We start from the raw sequence: 1,998 nt of genomic DNA, 5'->3' as shown, positions 1-1,998 counted from the left end.
CTTCATTCATGTGAAAGGCGACGACTCCAAGCCGCCCGTCCTGCTTCTCCACGGCTGGCCGGGCTCGTATCTCGAGTTCGAGCGGCTGTTGGAGCCGCTCGCAGCGGACGGGCACGATGTTGTCGTCCCCTCGCTTCCGGGCTTCGCGTTCTCCAACCCGATCACGCGCCCGATCGGCCCGCGGCGGGCTGCTGCGCTCGTGCATGGGCTGATGATTCAACTGTTCGGCGACGCGCGGTATTTCATTCAAGGGGGCGATTGGGGCCACGGCATCGCGGCCTGGGCAGCGCATGATCGCCCGGACGCTCTGCTCGGCATCCATATTAACATGATGACCGTGCGTGCGGAGGACGCCGCTCCGACGACCGGCGAGGAGAAGTCCTTCGCCGCCAAGCGGGCCGCGATTGCCGATCAGGAGAGCGCCTACTTTCACGAGCAGGAAACCCGTCCGCAGACGCTCGGCATCGCGATGGCCGACAGCCCGGTCGGAGCGGCGGGCTGGATACTCGAAAAGTTCGGCAAGTGGGCCGATCTTCCGACAACCGCCAATGGCGACCCCGACATCTGGAGCAAGTTTTCCGAGGAGGAACTCCTCACCAACATCATGCTCTACATCGCGCCGGCATCGTTCGTGACTGCAACCTGGATCTACTACGGCAGCCGGCTTGAGAAGTCGCTAATGCTTCCGGCCGGCACCCGCATCCAGGTGCCGACCGGCGTTGCGGCCCTCCCCGATCCGGTGTTCTTGCCGCCGCCGCGCTCGTTCGCGGAGAAGACCTACAACATCGTGCATTGGACCGACATGCCGCGGGGCGGCCATTTCGCCGCGCTGGAAGAGCCGGAACTGATGCTGGCCGACCTGCGCGCCTTTATCGCGACGGTGTCGGGAGCGCGCTCCTGAAGGTGGAGATATCTCCGAACCAAATTCATCGTAACCGAGGCTTTACGACGGGCGAACAAGCGAGGTAGGCGTCGATCACGTCGCCGGCTCCTGCTGGTGCGAAGACGGCGTGACCCCAAAACCGGATGCTGGGGCGCCCCAACGGTGATCGCAGTTGCAATGACGAACGTTTCGACAGGAGTAGAAAAATTGCGTTTCATTGATGCCGTGACGGGCGATGCCGCTGCAATAGTGTCAGTCGTGAACCGGGCATACAGAGCCAATGGCGCAGTTGAGGGATGGACCAACGAGCGTGGGTTGCTTGATGGACCGCGCATCGGCGAGGAGGGCGTTCGTGCGCTCATCGCGCGGGGACGCATTCTTCTGCTGCGCCGGTTGACCGATGGCGCGATCTCCGGCTGCATCAACATCGCGATAGACGACGATGGCGCGTGGCATACGTCGATGCTCGCCGTGGCTCCGGACGAGCAGACCGCTGGCATCGGAAAGTTGATCAAGCAGGAGGTCGAGCGACAGGCCGCGGCGGCTGGGGCGCCACGGATGCGAATGGAGGTGATCCGGCAGCGTGAGGCATTGATCGCTTGGCATCGCCGGCGTGGATACGAGCTGACGGGCGAAACTCTAGCATTCCCCTACGACGACCCTTCGGTCGGTCGTCCGCTGCGCCCCGACCTGGAACTTGTTGTTATGGAAAAGCAGTTGAACTCCACCGTTGGCTGAGTGTCAGCCACATTCATGCGCTTGCCGGCTTGTCGCAAACATCAGATCAAATCTCTATTCCCGAAGCTCGGGCGGTCGCAGAGCACCTACAATCCTTCCCGTTCGCACGATTTCCTTCACGGGCGATCGTGCAAGCTGAGCTCTATCGGCGGCTGTGGCTTCTGGTTGTGGAAACTTGCACGCTCAAGCGTGGCGGCTTGACAGCGATCTTCTTTTGTTCTCTTTATGTTCTATTAATTCCCCTTACAAAAGACGCAGCTAATGCTGCAATGCCACACAAATGGCCACGGGAGCGCGCGATGGCCGCCACGAATAACGCCGCGGCCGCCACCATTCTGCATGCCGATCTCGACGCCTTCTACGCCTCCGTCGAGCAG

At 61.9% G+C, this 1,998-nt stretch carries 3 protein-coding genes; all 3 read left to right on the top strand.

Translation table 11 applies throughout. The features are described from left to right. Positions 1-901 (top strand): alpha/beta hydrolase (locus EOA24_RS35825; protein WP_127410695.1); only part of this gene is annotated, 901 nt, incomplete at its 5' end. A gap of 159 nt (positions 902-1,060) precedes the next feature. Continuing rightward, complete coding sequence (locus tag EOA24_RS35820; RefSeq protein ID WP_126083418.1) at positions 1,061-1,621, top strand: GNAT family N-acetyltransferase; 561 nt, start codon at positions 1,061-1,063, stop codon at positions 1,619-1,621. A 128-nt stretch (positions 1,622-1,749) separates the two neighbouring features. After that, positions 1,750-1,998: hypothetical protein (locus EOA24_RS35815; protein ID WP_133374810.1), on the top strand; the 249-nt coding region annotated here is incomplete at its 3' end.

The sequence above is a fragment of the Mesorhizobium sp. M2A.F.Ca.ET.039.01.1.1 genome (assembly GCF_003998035.1).
Lineage (GTDB): Bacteria > Pseudomonadota > Alphaproteobacteria > Rhizobiales > Rhizobiaceae > Mesorhizobium.
This window is presented reverse-complemented; position numbering and strand designations above follow the sequence as displayed.